A 14,623-nucleotide genomic window follows, 5' to 3' on the forward strand; every position below is an offset into this window, starting at 1 on the left:
GGCGCTGCGCGTGGAAGTTCTGAACTGGAATATCATGTCATAATCCAGCTGGTCCCGACTTTTCAGGAATCCGGCGGGTTCGCACTAATTCCCGCTTCTTCTTGGGCATTAGCCGTATTTGCGCATCGCTCGGCAGTCAGCTTTTGAGATGGATTTCATGATCAGGAATGCATATTTATGCATTTTATTCCGCTTCGCGCACTCTCGTCTATCGAAAACCCCTGAAGTTTTCCACACTATTAGAAGACATGTTCGAACAAGCGAAGTATAATTAGAACATGTCCGAAGCAAAGGCGCACGGAAACAGCCTCACCCCACCAGCACCCCCCGAGGAATTCGACCTCCACGTCCAAACCGTGCAAAACGACCTCTCCGCCCTCGAGGAACACGGCAGCAAAGCCGACTGCGCCCACGGCATCGAGTTGCTGGAAGCCCTCATCTCCGCAGCACGTTGCAAGCAGGCCGGCCTCGCCCACCAAATCGAAAAAGAATACGTCCGCGACCACGAAGAACGCGGCGTCCACCTCGATGACCAAACCCGCGGCGCAGCCGCCTGCGTCGCCCTGGCCCGCAAGCAATCACCGCACGGCATGCGCAACTACCTGGTCAATTGCCGCATCCTCTTCGAAGACACCCCGAACCTCGCCGCCGCCTGCGCCCGCGGCGAATTCACCGAAGCCCAAACCCAAGCCATCCTCACCCCGCTCCAAGACCTCAAACCCCAGCGCCGCACCGAATTCGACCAGCTCTACGCCCAGAACCCGCACATGTTCGAATCCATGGGCACCACCCAAATCAAGGAAACAGTCCGAAAATTCGCCCTGGCCTACATCTCCGACCCCGACTCCATCAAGCAGAAAACCGTCGAAGAGCAACGCAACCTCACCCTGAAAATCGACGACCAGCACGGCCGCATCATCATCCACGGCGAATACCCCCTGCTGCAGGGCATGTGCCTCAAACGCTACCTCGACGAAGAATCCAAAACCCTGCGCAAAAAAGGCGACCCCCGCACCCGCACCCAGATCCGCGCCGACCTGCTCTTCAGCTACATGATGGTCGGCGAACCCTCCAAAATGCCCATCGCCCTGCAAGTCGCAGTAGTCATGACCGACCGGGCCCTGTTCGCCGGCGAACGCGAACCAGCCTACCTGGAAGGCTACGGCTTCATCCCCGCCCAGAGCGTACGCGAATGGATCAGCGGGCACCAGATCCCCAACAGCCTGACCTTCGACCAAATGGACGCCAAACCCACCACGGAGCTGATCGAACAGCTCGACGTGCGCACCGAACTCGCCCGCCTCTACACCGCACCCGGCGACCAGGACCTGATCGCCATGGACTCCAAAGCCCGGATCTTCCCGGAAAAGCTCAAGAAGTTCATCGCGATCCGCGACCGGCACTGCCGCACCCCGTTCTGCGACGGCATCGTGGAGGAAATAGACCACGTCAAGCAATACGCCCGCGGAGGCAAGAGCACCGTCTTCAACGGCGATGGCCGATGCGCTAGTTGCAACAAGGCCAAGGAAGCCGCCGGCTGGTACGAATACACGAGCTACGGCAACGGCCACACCATCATGATCTGTCCCGGCTCGGCGATGTCCTACAAGTCCACCGCGCCACCAGCCACGGGGTACGCGCACAAGCCGTTCCCGCAATTGAGACGCGACTCGAAATGGATACAGCAACTCAAGGAACGGCTGAAGCCCAAGGATGGCCCTGAAGACCTCGCAGCCTGACTCCCGGCAAGCAACCATTGCGCGTACTCATGGCTTAATGCCGCTCGACGCCACCGGCTTTGCGCAGCATCCTGCGACAAAGCCGCCTGGAAACTACTTTCCAAGCGGCTTTGCTCCGACCTCTACTTGCTGGCGGCGTCTGCCAGCAGTTCAACGATGTGGCGGTATTCCTTGCCCGTCGCACGGGTCATGCCCAGTTCACAGGTGCGGTTGCACGAAGCGTGTTCCTGCGCATCCAGTTCACGAACCTCGGCAGCTTCGCGAGCGGTAGCCGACTCGGTCAGCTCCGGATGCAGCATGCCGCGGTCACCGGCAAAACCACAGCAGCCCCAGTTCACCGGGGTGTTCACGGTATCTGCCACAGCCTCTGCGATCTTCTGCATGTCCGGGTTCAGGCCCATCTGCGTGGACGAGCAGGTTGGGTGCAAGGTGACCGAGGAGATCTTCTCGAGCGCTGGCAGCTTCTCCAGCAAGTGCTGCGAAGTGAACGCCAGCAGGTCAACCACTTCGTAGCCATGCTCGGCCAGGGTATGCGCAAAGCCTTCGGTGCAGCTGGAGGCATCGGAGATGATCGGCAGGACCTTGCCCGGCATGGCCGCACGGACTTCTTCCAGCACGCGCTGGCCCATGACCTCATGGCCCTGTTCGTAGCCCTTGGAAGTCCACGGGGTACCGCAGCAGGTGGATTCAATGCCCTCGGGAACGTAAACCGAGACGCCAGCAGCGTGCAGCAGCTTGGTGAACGCCGGGGCGACTCCTTCCCCGTCTCCTGCAGGGCCGAACATCGAATTCACGCAGGCTGGCAGGTAGATGGCCAGCGGCTCGGTGCCAGCTGCACCCAAGTTGCCGGCCATGGGCTTGCGCGCCTTGCCGCCACCAGGCAGGTCGGCATCGTAACGTGGCATGGTGTCGGTGCTGACCACCTTGCGCGCAGCATCGGTGGCACCGCGGACCAGCGAAGCAGGGAATTTATCGGCGATGCTCAGGGCCAGCGAACCAGCGCGCGTGGCAGGTCCCCATCCCTTGGCTGCGGCCTTGAAGCCGGCTTCCAGGACCGGGTGCGCGTCTCCGCGGCGCAGGCGCTTGACCAGCAGGCCGGTGTTGATGCCCACCGGGCAGGCGGTGACGCACATGCCGTCCACGGCACAGGTCTGCACGCCGTTGTATTCGTAGTCACGCTCCAGTTCGGCCGCCAGCTCGGCGTTGCCCTCGGCCTCGGCCTTGGCGATGGCCCGGCGCACGACGATGCGCTGGCGCGGGGTCAGGGTCAGGTCCTTGGACGGGCAGACCGGCTCGCAATAGCCGCATTCCACGCAGTGGTCGGCCTCGATCTCGATGGTCTCGTTGAGCTTGATGTTGCGGATGTGCGCGGCGTGGTCTTCGTCGATGATCACCCCGGGGTTCATCATCAGGCGCGGGTCGCAGGCGGCTTTCAGCTCCAGGTGCACCTCGTAGAGCTCATCGCCGTACTGCGCGCGCACGAACGGCGCCATGGCGCGGCCGGTGCCGTGCTCCGCCTTGAGGTTGCCGTCCTTGTCCAGAATCAGCTGGACCATCTTGTCGTTGAAGGAGTTGTACCGGTTCAACGCCGCATCGCCTTCGAAACGGTCGGTGAGCATGAAGTGGATGTTGCCGTCCTTGGCGTGGCCGAAGATCACCGAATCCGCGTAGCCGTACTCGGTGAACAGCTCCTGCAGGCTGTCGCAGGTTTCGGCCAGGGACTCTACCGGGACCACGACGTCTTCGAGCAGCGCGGTGGTGCCTGTGGCGCGGGCACCGGCTACCGAAGCATACAGGCCCTTACGGAACTTCCACGCGGCCTGGCGGTTCTTCGCATCTGGGGACAGCACCGCTGGGGCGCGCAATGCCGATGCGTCGAGCAGCGACTGGCCAGCGGAGCGCAGCCCGGCCAGTTCCTCTTCGGTGTCCGCATGGTATTCGACCAGCAAGGCGGCCTGCTGGTCGACGTCGAAGCCCATGATGGCATCCGGCACGCCGGGCAGCGACTGGCCCACGCGCAGCGAGGTGGAATCCATCAGTTCCAGGGTGGCGGCGCCGGAATCCACGAGTTCAGGCAGCGCCCGGGTGGCCAGATCCAGGTTATCGAAGACGGCCAAGGTGGCGATGGCCAGCTTGCGGATCGGCACGGTGCGGAAGACGGCCTCGGCGACGAACGCCAGGGTGCCCTCGGAGCCGATGATCAGGTGGGCCATCAGCTCTGCCGGGGTGTCGTAGTCCAGGAAGGCATTAATGCCGTAGCCCATGGTGTTCTTCAGCGCGAAGTGCTTCTCGATCTTGGCGACCGAGGCCGGGTTGCTGCGCACGCGCTGGCCCAGCTTGTCCAGCGTGGCGACCAGTTGCGGTTCTGCGGCGGCCAGCTTGCGGTCGGCCTGCGGATCCGCGGTGTCGATCATGGTGCCCGAGGGGAGCACGAAAGTCATGGATTCCAGGGTGCGGTAGGTGTTGAACTCGGTGCCGCAGGCCATGCCCGAGGAGTTGTTCGCGATCACGCCTCCGATGGTGCAGGCCGCCTCGCTGGCCGGATCCGGCCCCAGCTTGCTGCCGTAGACGGCCAGGCGTGCGTTGACCTGGCGGACGGTGGCACCGGGCTGTACGCGCACGCGCGCTCCGTTATCGAGCACGGTGATGCCGCGGAAGTTGCGGCGCACATCAATCATCAGTCCGTCGCCGCTGGCTTGCCCGGCCAGCGAGGTGCCGCCCGAGCGCAGGGTGACCGGCTGGTTGCCGCGCGCGGCCGCAGCCAGCAGCGCGGAGACTTCCGCGGCGTCCTTGGCCAGCACGACAGCTTGCGGCGTGTACAGGTAGTGCGAGGCATCCGAGGCGTAGGCAACGCGGTCGATGGATCGGGTCTTGACGCGATCCTGGTCGCCGACCAGATCGAGGATGCCGGATGAAACCGTCGTTTCTCCGAGTGCTGGCGTGCTCAATGCCATGGTGCGCTCCTGTGCAGTTGGCAAGCGGCGCTTGCCGAATACGGAAATTGTCTTACAAGTACACAAGCCATAGTAGTACTATTCATGGGATACTTGTTAGGTAAATTTTCCGCGGCTCGAAAGGACCCTGATGGCGGCCCGTTTAGGTGTGGTTTCCGTGGTTCAGGCCGTCGTCAAGTCCCTGCGTGCCCGGATTTTCAGCGGGGAACTGTCTCCCGGCACCCCGCTGGGCGAAGTGGACGTCGCCGCGCACTATGAAGTGGCCCGGCCAACCGCCAAGGCCGCGCTGGAGAACCTCGTTGCCAGCGGCCTGCTGACGCGCAACGCGCATCAGAGCGCGAAAGTCACGCTGCTCTCATCCGCCGACGCCCGCGACATCTACCGCACCCGCGCCATCATCGAAGCAGAGGCCGTGCGGCTGCTGGCCAGCACCGGACAGGTCCCGGAAGCTGCACGCGAGGCCAATGCCGAAATCACCGCACTGCGCGATGCTTCCCCGATCCAGATCGTCAATCCGGATGTCCGCTTCCACTCCGCACTGGTCCAGGCCCTGGATTCGACCCGTACCAGCGCAATCTACGGCCAGCTCAGCGATGAGATCCGCCTGTGCATGACCCACGTCCAGGATGCAACGCTGCTGAACACCGCGGACATCGCCAGCGAACATGAACGCCTGCTCGAATGCATCGCCGCCGGCGATGCCCAGGGCGCGGCAGAGGTTTTGGCCCAGCACCTCTCCCGCGCCAGCACCCGATTGGCCGAGCACCTCGACAGCCTTTCGCAAGGTAGGCGAAGATAGGAGCATGGGCATTTTCGCAAGCAGGAAAAGCATTGAGCAGGACTTCGCGCGCATGACACAGCGCCTGGATGCGGTAGCCGCCTTCCAGGCCGAGGGGCTCAGCGCGAAAGCGCGCGTCCTGGCCACGGGCCTGCGAAAGATTGTTCCCGAAGCCGGGTTCGAGCTGGCTGCCAAGGATGCCAGCGCATGGATCCACGCGCACGAGGCCCTGCGCCTGCTGGAAGGCACCATCTCGATCCTCGAGGGTTGGAACGGTTCACCCGACGAGGTCTTCATCTCCAGGGCGGCGAGCGCATCGCCCGATTCCCCGGCTGGTGAGGCGATGTCCGATGTTCCAGCCGATCACCTGGGTATTCTGCGCCCCGCAGACGACGGCACCCTGCAGCTATTGGCAACCTTGGAGCCCGCGGAGCAGCTGCGGCTAACCGGCTGGCTGCGCACTTTCACCCGGGCATAAAAACACCTTTCCCACCTAGCGGCATTGCGGGCCTCCGCACATACCCCCACCCGTATTTTTGACATACCCCCGGGGGTATAGACTAGTCTGGTTCCAATCCACCTTGAAAGGAACCAACCATGCTGCTTGAACGCCTCTACGACGAAGATCTCGCGCAGGCCAGCTACTTCATCGGCTGCCAGGCCAAAGGCGAAGCTCTCGTGGTCGACGCGCGCCGCGACATCGCCGACTACCTTGCCCTGGCTGCCAAGCACGGCATGCGCATCACGGCCGTCGCTGAAACCCACATCCACGCCGACTACCTTTCCGGAACCCGCGAACTAGCCGCCGCCACCGGCGCCACCAGCTACGTTTCGGGCGAGGGCGGCAAAGATTGGCAGTACGGATTCGAGGCAGAACGTTTGATGGATGGCGATATCATCACGCTGGGCAACCTGCGCATCGCCGCCCGCCACACCCCGGGCCACACCCCGGAGCACCTGGCTTACGCCATCACCGACGGAGCCTTCAGCCAAGACCCTGGCTACCTGCTCTCAGGCGACTTCATCTTCGCCGGCGACCTAGGCCGTCCGGATTTGCTGGACGAGGCCGCCGGCGGTGTCGATACCCGCTTCGAAGGCGCCCGCGATCTCTTTGCTTCGCTGAAGAAAACCCTGGCAGAATTGCCCGATTACATCCAGGTGCATCCAGGCCACGGCTCGGGCAGCGCCTGCGGCAAAGCGCTGGGCGCGGTCCCTTCCACCACGTTGGGCTACGAACGCGAGTTCGCCTGGTGGAGCACCTACCTGGCCAACGACGACCAGGACGGCTTCATCGCCGAACTGCTCAACGGCCAGCCTGACGCCCACGCCTACTTCGGCCGCATGAAGCGGCAGAACCGCCTGGGCCCAGCCATCCTGGGCCAGCTCGACCCCCTAGCTGAAATACCCGTCCAGCAGCTCCTCCAGCAGCTGGAGGCGGGGGTCTCGGTGTTCGTCGATACCCGTGGGCACACCCAGATCGCCGCAGGCACCGTTCCCGGCGCGCTGTCCATCCCGGGTACGGCGAAGACCGCCAGCTTCGGCGCCTGGGCCTACGATCCGGAAAAGGACCAACGCGCCCTGATCGTGCTGGCCGAGACCGGCGAACACGCCGCGACGATCCGCGCCCACCTAATGCGCGTGGGCATCGACGCGGTCAAGGGTTTCACCACCAGCTTGGAAGGCCTGCCAACGGTGAAGCCGAAGTCGATCACCCCGGCACAGCTGGACGATTTCGAGTACGAGATGCTGCTGGATGTCCGCAACAAGACCGAGTTCGCCGCCGGGCATATCCCGGGCGCCAAGCAGCTGTCCGGCGGACGGGTGTTGTGGAATCTCGATCAGCTGCCCGCCGGCGGCACCATCGTCACCTACTGCCAAAGCGGCATGCGCAATGCCGTGGCCGCCAGCGCACTGCGCGATGCCGGCTACAACGTCGTCGAGCTTGAGGGCAGCTACCTCGGCTGGTCCTCCTTCGCCAACTAGCCACCCCCGCCACGAAAGCTGAACTGCATTCAATGACTACCCCTTTGACCACCATGGACGCCGAAGCACTTAAATGCCTGGTGGAAGCCCCCGACACGGACCTCGCCTTGATTGACGTGCGCACCGCGGGCGAATTCGAAACCCTCCACATTCCCGGCTCGTACAACGTGCCGCTCGAAGAATTCACCGCCAACGCCACCGAGGTGCTCGCCAAGATTCCAGGCAAGCCGGTGCTGATCTGCCACAGCGGCAACCGTGCTTCCAAGGCGCAGCGTGCCCTGCAGGAGCAACAGATCGAGCACAGCACGGTACTGCTTGGCGGCGTCACCGCCTACGAAAATGCCGGCGGCACCATGGTGCGCGGCGTGCAGCGTTGGGCGCTGGACCGCCAGATGCGCATGACCGCAGGTTCCGTGGTGCTCGCCGGGTTGCTCGGAGCGAAGTTCATCTCCCCGAAGTTCGCCTATCTTTCGGCGGCCATCGGTGGCGGACTGGTGTTCTCAGCCCTGCGGGATTCTTGCCCGATGATCAGCTTCTTGGGCAAGATGCCCTGGAACAAAGTAAAGAAGTAGGCCATGGAGTTCGGACCGCTGCTGGTTCTGGCCCTTGCACTAGCGAGCATCGTCGGGCTGTCCCTGGGACTGTTCGGCGGCGGCGGTTCAATCCTGATGGTTCCCCTGCTCAGCTATGTAGCCGGGTTGCCCGCCAAGGAAGCGATCGCCACCTCCCTGCTGGTGGTCGGTGCGACCTCGGCAACGAGCCTGATCCCGCATGCCCGCAAGGCCAATGTGCGTTGGAAACAGGGGATGGTCTTCGCGGCCACCAGCATGCTTGGCGCCTTTGGCGGCGGGCTGCTGGCCAGCGGGATCCCTGCCCAGCTGCTGATGCTCGGTTTCGCGATCATCATGCTGGCCAGTGCCCGCGGGATGATCCGCGGACGGAAAAACACTGGCAGCGCAACACAGTCGTTGTGGCTGTCCGCCCCGGTCGGCTTGGGCATTGGCATGGTCACCGGCCTGGTCGGTGCCGGAGGCGGTTTCCTGCTCGTCCCTGCACTGGCTTTGCTGGCCGGGCTGTCCATGCAACAGGCGGTGGGCACCTCCCTGCTGGTGATCACCCTGAATTCGATCACTGGCCTGGCCGGGCAGTTGAATTCAGTTGCACTGGATTGGCCGCTGGCCGCAGGGCTGGCGACCACCGCGATCCTCGGTTCGTTGATCGGAGCACGGCTTTCGCGCAGGATCGACGAACGCGCTTTGCGCAAGGGTTTTGGCTACTTCGTCTTGGCCATGGGCGTGTTCGTGCTCAGCCAGGAACTGCCGGCTCCCGGCGGGCTGGTCGTAGTTGCGGTTGCAGCCCTCGCGGGCGCATTGGTGCTGCTGTGCAACAAAATTCCGGCGATGGGGGCGCGCTGCCCGCTCGTTCTGAAAGGAGAAACCCGATGAAGCCGCTTGAATTGTCAGCTTCGAACTTCGCTGGGTTCATCGCAAGGAACCGGCTGGTGCTCGTGGATTTCTGGGCGCCTTGGTGCGGTCCTTGCCGCGGCTTTGCCCCGATTTTCGACGAAGCATCCGCGGCGCATCCTGAAATCGCCTTCGCCAAGGTGAATACCGAAACCCAGCCGGATTTGGCGCAGGCAGCCCGGATTGCATCCATACCGACGCTCATGGCGTTCAAGGATGGGATACTTGTACATTCAAAACCCGGAGCGTTGAGCTCTGGCGCTATGGAGCAGTTGCTCGTCCAACTCAAACACCTGGATGCCGAAATTGCAGAAGACGACTAACCCGCTACCCGTACCAAGGAGAAATTGATGCGTACTGCTGACGAAGCGACCCGCAAGCGGATCCTCAACCGCCTTAAGCGTGCCCGAGGCCAGCTTGATGCGGTGATCAACGCCGTGGAAACCGATGGTTCGTGCAAAGAGGTAGTCACTCAGCTGGCCGCCGTCTCCACCGCGTTGGACCGCGCCGGATTCGCCATTGTCTCCACCGCGATGCAGTACTGCATCGCCGATCCCGAGAAGGCTTCCGAGGAAGAAGACGGCCTGAGCGTCGAAGAACTCGAAAAGCTCTTCCTCTCCCTGTCCTGATTACTGACGAAAAGGAAAAAATTATGTGCCGCCAGGTTCAATGCAAGATCTGCCAGAAGACCACGTGGGCTGGCTGCGGCCAGCACGTTGAAGCAACTATGCGCAATGTCCCCAATAAGGACCGCTGCCAGGGCCACGAAGCCGAACCGAAGAAGGGCTTCTTCAAGCGCCTGTTCGGCTAAGCCGGGGTCATAGAGGGTCAAGGGTTTCACTGCCCCGGGATTCGTTGGCATAATCCGAAGTATTTAGCCCATCCGCGGCTGAGCAAACTTCACTCCCCCAAGGAAACGGCAGGCATGACTTCAAAGATCCGCATCGGTATTGCTGGCTATGGGAATCTGGGACGCGGCGTCCAAGCCGCGATCGCCAAGAATCCGGATATGGAGCTGGTGGGCGTCTACACCCGCCGTGATCCGCAGGCCCTCCAGCTGGCTCAGCCGGCACCGCGGTTCGGCATCGATGAGCTGGAAAAGCACGCCGCGCAGATCGACGTATTGATCCTTTGCGGCGGCTCGAAATCGGACTTGCCGCAGCAGGGCCCGAAGTTCGCGGCGCTGTTCAACACCGTGGACAGCTTCGATACCCACGCCCGCATCCCCGAGTACTACGCGTCCATCGACGGCCCGGCGAAGGCAGCTGGCAAGACCGCGCTGCTCTCCGTGGGCTGGGATCCGGGCATGTTCTCGATCAACCGGGTCTTCGGGGAGGCCTTGCTGCCTGACGGCGAAACCTACACCTTCTGGGGCCGCGGGCTGAGCCAGGGGCATTCGGATGCGATCCGCCGCGTCCCGGGCGTCGCCGCCGGCGTGCAGTACACCATCCCGAGCCAGGAGGCTATCGACCGGGTCCGGGCCGGCGAGCGCCCTTCCTTGAGCACCCGCGAGAAGCACCAGCGCGAATGCTTTGTCGTGCTCGAAGACGGTGCCGATCCGGAGTCGGTGCGCGAAGCCATCGTGACCATGGAGTACTACTTCGACCAGTACGACACCACGGTGCAGTTCATCGACGAGCAGACCTTGGCCGCCGAGCATTCGAGTATGCCGCATGGCGGGTTCGTGATCCGTTCGGGCAATACCAGCGACGAGCAGAAGCAGGTCATCGAGTATTCGCTGGCCCTTGGCTCCAACCCGGAATTCACTTCCAGCGTGCTGGTGGCTTACGCCCGGGCCGCCTTCCGGATGAACCAGCGCGGCATCACCGGTGCGCAGACCGTTTACGATGTGGCCCCGGGGCTGCTCTCGCCCAAATCCCCCGCACAGTTGCGCGCGGAGCTGCTCTAGGATTTTGCCGGGCCAGCAGCTCACCCGCTGGCGAGCGCATCCTTCTCCCAGGCCTCCACTGGCCCCGGGACCTGCACGAACAGCGGATGCAGGGCCACCTGCCCTGCCGGTTCCAAGCGGGCGATGCGCGCGGGATCCCGGACGGAGAGCTTGCGCAGCAGGTGCTCGCGCTCGAAGTGCACCTGCCCCTGGGTGACCGGGATCTTTTCCAGCTGCGCGGCGGCTGCCGGATGCAGGATCTTCGCGGCGTCGAAGCGATAGCCCCGGACAGCCGCTTCGTCCCACAAGCCCTGCAGATAGCCGCCCATATGCACCAGCGGGGCGGGCTGCGCCTTGAACCGGAGAAGCTGCGGGTGCCCTGTATAGCCCTTGGTCTGGCCGGCGAGCACCTTCTGGGCCAGCAGTGTTTCACGCCAACAGGCAACCAGCCCTTTGGCGTCGAGCAATGAGGGGTGCAGGGACCACAGTCGCATGGGCCAAGCCTAGTCGGGGTTCGGGCCAGCCGGGAACTCGATGATCTCGCTGCGAATCAAGAAGCGCTTGCCCTCCGGGGCTTCGACGGAGAAACCGGATCCCCGCCCGTTGACCACGTCAACGGTGAGCTTGGTGTGCTTCCAGTATTCGAATTGCTCCTTGGACATCCAGAAATCAATGTCGCCCAGGGCGGTGCCATCAGCGCCGTCCAGGGAAAGCACGCCGAGCCGGATGTCCGATCCCCCGGTGCGGAACTCGCCGGCCGGATAGCACATCGGCGAGGACCCGTCGCAGCATCCTCCGGACTGGTGGAACATCAGCGGGCCATGGATCCCCCACAGCTTGCGCAGCAGGTCCAGGGCTTCGGAGGTGAAGGCCACCCGCGAGAACTCTTCGCCCTCGATTGCGGCGCGTGTTTCGGTTACGGTGCTCATGTCCTGCTCCTGCCTCGTTGTCCACGTCCGGATTTATCTCGTTGTGGCCAGTGTCCTCTTTTTGGGCCGCACCGTCCATCGCTCGGCCAGGGCGGCCAGGGCACCGGTACCGGATGCCGCTTCGAAAAGCCGCATCCGGTACCGTGCCATCAACCGTTGCGGATCCGGCTACGCCCTGCCGGCGTAGTCGATGACAACGCGCCCATCGATCTTGCCATGGCGCATTTCGTCGAATACGGCGTTGATGTCTTCCAGCGGGCGGGTATGGAAGGTCGGCTTGATCTTCCCTGCCGCATAGAATTCCAGCGCCTCGATCATGTCCTGCCGTGTTCCCACGATCGATCCGCGGATGGTCAGGCCCTTGAGCACGATGTCGAAAATGGGTGCGGGGAAATCACCGGCGGGCAGCCCGTTGAACACGATCGTTCCGCCGCGCCGGGTCATGCCGATCGCTTGCCCGAACGCCTTTGGATGCACCGCCGTAACCAGCACGCCGTGCGTTCCGCCAACCTTCTGCTGGATGATCTCGGCCGGGTCCTGGGCGAAGGCATTGACGGTGATTTCCGCTCCATGCTTCGAGGCCAGCGCCAGCTTGTCATCGGCCACGTCAATGGCGATCACCCGCATGCCCATGGCCACCGCGTACTGCACCGCGATATGGCCCAGTCCGCCGATACCCGAAATAGCCACCCACTGGCCGGGCTTGACCTCAGTCATCTTCAGGCCCTTGTAGACAGTCACTCCCGCGCACAGCACCGGCGCGATTTCATGGGGATCCGAGCCCTCCGGGATGTGCGCGGCATAGCGGGAATCCACCAGCATGTACTGGCCGAAGGAACCGTCCACGGAGTACCCGCCATTGGACTGGGCTTCGCACAGCGTCTCCCAGCCGGTGCGGCAGTACTGGCAGTGCCCGCAGGCGCTAGCCAGCCACGCGTTGCCGATCATGTCCCCGAGCGCGACCTCGGTGACTCCTTCGCCGAGCTTTTCCACGATGCCCACGCCTTCATGCCCGGGAATCAGCGGAAGCTTCGGCTTGACCGGCCAATCGCCCTCGGCGGCGTGCAGGTCGGTGTGGCAGACGCCCGAGGCGATCAGCTTCACCAGCACCTGGCCGGGGCCGGGCTCGGGGATCGCGGCGTCCTTCACCTGGAACTCTTCGCCGAAGCCCTCGACTATTGCAGCTTTCATCTTGCTCATGTACTTTGTCCTTTGCATGGCATTCGAAGGTGCGGGGTGCCGGCTGGTGTTCGGGGGATGAGGCCAATCGATCCCCGGACGCTGTCCCGGCTGGCCCCGTACCTTCGAGGTCTGTTGTCATCTCATGCTGCTCGTGGCAGCTACTGCTCCTAGAAGAAGCCCAGCTTGTCTTCCGAGTAGGAAACCAGCAGGTTCTTGGTCTGCTGGTAGTGGTCCAGCATCATCAGGTGGTTCTCGCGGCCGATACCCGAGGACTTGTATCCGCCGAAGGCCGAGTGCGCCGGGTAGGCGTGGTACTGGTTGACCCACACGCGTCCGGCCTGGATGGCGCGGCCGGCACGATAGGCCACGTTGCCATTGCGGCTCCACACCCCCGAACCCAACCCGTACAGGGTGTCGTTGGCGATGGAGATCGCGTCGTCGTAGTCCTTGAACTTGGTCACCGCTACCACCGGCCCGAAGATCTCCTCCTGGAAGATGCGCATGTCGTTGGTGCCCTCGAAGATGGTCGGCTGCACGTAGTAGCCGCCGGAGAGCTCTCCGCCCAGATCCGCCCGTCCCCCGCCGAGCAGCACCTTGGCGCCCTCGGACTTGCCGATGTCCATGTAGGAGAGGATCTTCTCCAGCTGGTCGTTGGATGCCTGGGCACCCATCATGGTGTCGGTATCCAGCGGGTGTCCCTGCTTGATGGCCTTGGTGCGGGCCACCACATCGCCCATGAAGCGGTCATAGATGCTTTCCTGGATCAGCGCACGCGATGGGCAGGTGCAGACTTCACCCTGGTTCAGCGCGAACAGCGTGAATCCTTCCTGCGCCTTGTCGTAGAAGGCGTCATCCTTGGCAGCGATGTCCTCGAAGAAGATGTTCGGGGACTTGCCGCCCAGTTCCAGGGTGACCGGGATCAGGTTTTCCGACGCGTACTGCATGATCAGCCGGCCGGTAGTGGTTTCGCCGGTGAAGGCGATCTTGCGGATGCGCTTGTTGGAGGCCAGCGGCTTGCCCGCTTCCACGCCGAAGCCGTTGACCACGTTCAGCACGCCTGCCGGCAACAGGTCGCCGATCAGTTCCATGAGAACCAGGATGGAGACCGGGGTCTGCTCGGCGGGCTTGAGCACGATCGCATTGCCGGCAGCCAGGGCCGGGGCGAGCTTCCACACGGCCATGAGCAGCGGGAAGTTCCACGGGATGATCTGCCCGACCACGCCCAGCGGCTCGTGATAGTGGTACGCGGTGGTGTCCTCGTCGAGCTGGGAGAGGCTGCCTTCCTGGGCGCGGATGGCGCCGGCGAAGTAGCGGAAGTGGTCAACTGCCAGCGGCAGGTCGGCATTCAGGCACTCGCGGATCGCCTTGCCGTTATCCCAGGTCTCGGCCACGGAGAGCATTTCAAGGTTTTCCTCGATGCGGTCCGCGATCTTGTTCAGGATGACTGCGCGTTCGGCCGGGCTGGTCTTGCCCCAGGCGCCAGCCGCCGCATGCGCCGCGTCCAGTGCTACTTCGACGTCCTCTGCGGTGGAACGGGCCACCTCGCAGAAGACCTTGCCGGTGACCGGGGTGATGTTCTCGAAGTACATGCCCTTGACCGGGGCTACCCATTCACCGCCGATGTAGTTCTCGTAGCGCGGCTTGAAATTGACCAGTGCTCCATCGGTATTCGGGTTTGCGTAAACCGCCATTGCTCCACGTCTCCTT

The 14,623-nt window shown here is 63.4% G+C and carries 15 protein-coding genes; 10 read left to right on the forward strand and 5 right to left on the reverse strand.

Translation table 11 applies throughout. The features are described from left to right. The first annotated feature begins 278 nt into the window (after window positions 1-278). Window positions 279-1,739 carry an HNH endonuclease gene (locus AC1Z36_RS01880; protein ID WP_483561602.1) on the forward strand — a complete coding sequence of 487 codons (1,461 nt, stop codon included), beginning with the start codon at window positions 279-281 and terminating at the stop codon, window positions 1,737-1,739. Between the two features lie 122 nt (window positions 1,740-1,861). Here AC1Z36_RS01880 and AC1Z36_RS01885 read toward each other — a convergent pair whose 3' ends face one another. Then, window positions 1,862-4,693, reverse strand: a complete 2,832-nt coding sequence (locus tag AC1Z36_RS01885; RefSeq protein WP_402697707.1) for an FAD-binding and (Fe-S)-binding domain-containing protein — start codon at window positions 4,691-4,693, stop codon at window positions 1,862-1,864. Between the two features lie 130 nt (window positions 4,694-4,823). Between AC1Z36_RS01885 and AC1Z36_RS01890 the strand changes: the two genes are divergently transcribed. From AC1Z36_RS01890 to AC1Z36_RS01930, 9 genes are all read left to right on the forward strand, one after another. Then, entirely contained in the window at window positions 4,824-5,492 is a 669-nt protein-coding gene (locus tag AC1Z36_RS01890) for a GntR family transcriptional regulator (RefSeq protein WP_105662720.1), read from the forward strand. 4 nt (window positions 5,493-5,496) lie between these two features. Then, window positions 5,497-5,949: a hypothetical protein gene (locus tag AC1Z36_RS01895; RefSeq protein WP_483561603.1), complete on the forward strand. Its 453-nt coding sequence runs from the start codon at window positions 5,497-5,499 to the stop codon at window positions 5,947-5,949. A gap of 119 nt (window positions 5,950-6,068) precedes the next feature. Then, window positions 6,069-7,454, forward strand: coding sequence for an MBL fold metallo-hydrolase (locus AC1Z36_RS01900; RefSeq protein ID WP_105658976.1), 1,386 nt, complete (start codon window positions 6,069-6,071; stop codon window positions 7,452-7,454). 32 nt (window positions 7,455-7,486) lie between these two features. Next, complete coding sequence (locus AC1Z36_RS01905) at window positions 7,487-8,026, forward strand: rhodanese-like domain-containing protein (protein ID WP_105658977.1); 540 nt, start codon at window positions 7,487-7,489, stop codon at window positions 8,024-8,026. 3 nt (window positions 8,027-8,029) lie between these two features. After that, a complete protein-coding gene (locus tag AC1Z36_RS01910) occupies window positions 8,030-8,899 on the forward strand; it encodes a sulfite exporter TauE/SafE family protein (RefSeq protein WP_332488496.1) in 870 nt (289 codons plus the stop codon). Continuing rightward, window positions 8,896-9,240 carry a thioredoxin gene (trxA, locus tag AC1Z36_RS01915; protein ID WP_105658979.1) on the forward strand — a complete coding sequence of 115 codons (345 nt, stop codon included), beginning with the start codon at window positions 8,896-8,898 and terminating at the stop codon, window positions 9,238-9,240. Before AC1Z36_RS01910 ends, trxA begins: the two co-directional genes overlap by 4 nt. 27 nt (window positions 9,241-9,267) lie before the next feature. Further along, entirely contained in the window at window positions 9,268-9,546 is a 279-nt protein-coding gene (locus tag AC1Z36_RS01920; RefSeq protein WP_105658980.1) for a metal-sensitive transcriptional regulator, read from the forward strand. A gap of 23 nt (window positions 9,547-9,569) precedes the next feature. Beyond that, a complete protein-coding gene (locus AC1Z36_RS01925; RefSeq protein WP_166650877.1) occupies window positions 9,570-9,728 on the forward strand; it encodes a hypothetical protein in 159 nt (52 codons plus the stop codon). Window positions 9,729-9,842: 114 nt separating this feature from the next. After that, a complete protein-coding gene (locus AC1Z36_RS01930) occupies window positions 9,843-10,826 on the forward strand; it encodes a diaminopimelate dehydrogenase (RefSeq protein ID WP_332728308.1) in 984 nt (327 codons plus the stop codon). A gap of 20 nt (window positions 10,827-10,846) precedes the next feature. On the opposite strand, the gene AC1Z36_RS01935 is transcribed toward AC1Z36_RS01930, so the two are convergent. From AC1Z36_RS01935 to adh, 4 genes are all read right to left on the reverse strand, one after another. Continuing rightward, on the reverse strand, window positions 10,847-11,299 hold the full coding sequence (locus AC1Z36_RS01935) for a pyrimidine dimer DNA glycosylase/endonuclease V (RefSeq protein ID WP_105658982.1): 453 nt from the start codon (window positions 11,297-11,299) through the stop codon (window positions 10,847-10,849). A 9-nt stretch (window positions 11,300-11,308) separates the two neighbouring features. Then, on the reverse strand, window positions 11,309-11,734 hold the full coding sequence (locus AC1Z36_RS01940) for a DUF779 domain-containing protein (RefSeq protein WP_013347532.1): 426 nt from the start codon (window positions 11,732-11,734) through the stop codon (window positions 11,309-11,311). A 168-nt stretch (window positions 11,735-11,902) separates the two neighbouring features. Next, window positions 11,903-12,934, reverse strand: a complete 1,032-nt coding sequence (gene adhP / locus AC1Z36_RS01945) for an alcohol dehydrogenase AdhP (RefSeq protein ID WP_332488507.1) — start codon at window positions 12,932-12,934, stop codon at window positions 11,903-11,905. Window positions 12,935-13,083: 149 nt separating this feature from the next. Beyond that, the gene (gene adh, locus AC1Z36_RS01950) at window positions 13,084-14,607 is read right to left on the reverse strand and encodes an aldehyde dehydrogenase (protein ID WP_402697711.1); all 1,524 of its coding nucleotides are present in this window, start codon (window positions 14,605-14,607) and stop codon (window positions 13,084-13,086) included. Window positions 14,608-14,623 lie beyond the last annotated feature (16 nt).

It is taken from the genome of Glutamicibacter sp. BS14 (assembly GCF_056934375.1).

Coding starts and splice junctions, on each gene's coding strand:
- AC1Z36_RS01880 (WP_483561602.1), top strand. CDS start 279: ATGTCCGAAGCAAAGGCGCACGGAAACAGCCTCACCCCACCAGCACCC.
- AC1Z36_RS01885 (WP_402697707.1), bottom strand. CDS start 4,693: ATGGCATTGAGCACGCCAGCACTCGGAGAAACGACGGTTTCATCCGGC.
- AC1Z36_RS01890 (WP_105662720.1), top strand. CDS start 4,824: ATGGCGGCCCGTTTAGGTGTGGTTTCCGTGGTTCAGGCCGTCGTCAAG.
- AC1Z36_RS01895 (WP_483561603.1), top strand. CDS start 5,497: ATGGGCATTTTCGCAAGCAGGAAAAGCATTGAGCAGGACTTCGCGCGC.
- AC1Z36_RS01900 (WP_105658976.1), top strand. CDS start 6,069: ATGCTGCTTGAACGCCTCTACGACGAAGATCTCGCGCAGGCCAGCTAC.
- AC1Z36_RS01905 (WP_105658977.1), top strand. CDS start 7,487: ATGACTACCCCTTTGACCACCATGGACGCCGAAGCACTTAAATGCCTG.
- AC1Z36_RS01910 (WP_332488496.1), top strand. CDS start 8,030: ATGGAGTTCGGACCGCTGCTGGTTCTGGCCCTTGCACTAGCGAGCATC.
- trxA (WP_105658979.1), top strand. CDS start 8,896: ATGAAGCCGCTTGAATTGTCAGCTTCGAACTTCGCTGGGTTCATCGCA.
- AC1Z36_RS01920 (WP_105658980.1), top strand. CDS start 9,268: ATGCGTACTGCTGACGAAGCGACCCGCAAGCGGATCCTCAACCGCCTT.
- AC1Z36_RS01925 (WP_166650877.1), top strand. CDS start 9,570: ATGTGCCGCCAGGTTCAATGCAAGATCTGCCAGAAGACCACGTGGGCT.
- AC1Z36_RS01930 (WP_332728308.1), top strand. CDS start 9,843: ATGACTTCAAAGATCCGCATCGGTATTGCTGGCTATGGGAATCTGGGA.
- AC1Z36_RS01935 (WP_105658982.1), bottom strand. CDS start 11,299: ATGCGACTGTGGTCCCTGCACCCCTCATTGCTCGACGCCAAAGGGCTG.
- AC1Z36_RS01940 (WP_013347532.1), bottom strand. CDS start 11,734: ATGAGCACCGTAACCGAAACACGCGCCGCAATCGAGGGCGAAGAGTTC.
- adhP (WP_332488507.1), bottom strand. CDS start 12,934: ATGAGCAAGATGAAAGCTGCAATAGTCGAGGGCTTCGGCGAAGAGTTC.
- adh (WP_402697711.1), bottom strand. CDS start 14,607: ATGGCGGTTTACGCAAACCCGAATACCGATGGAGCACTGGTCAATTTC.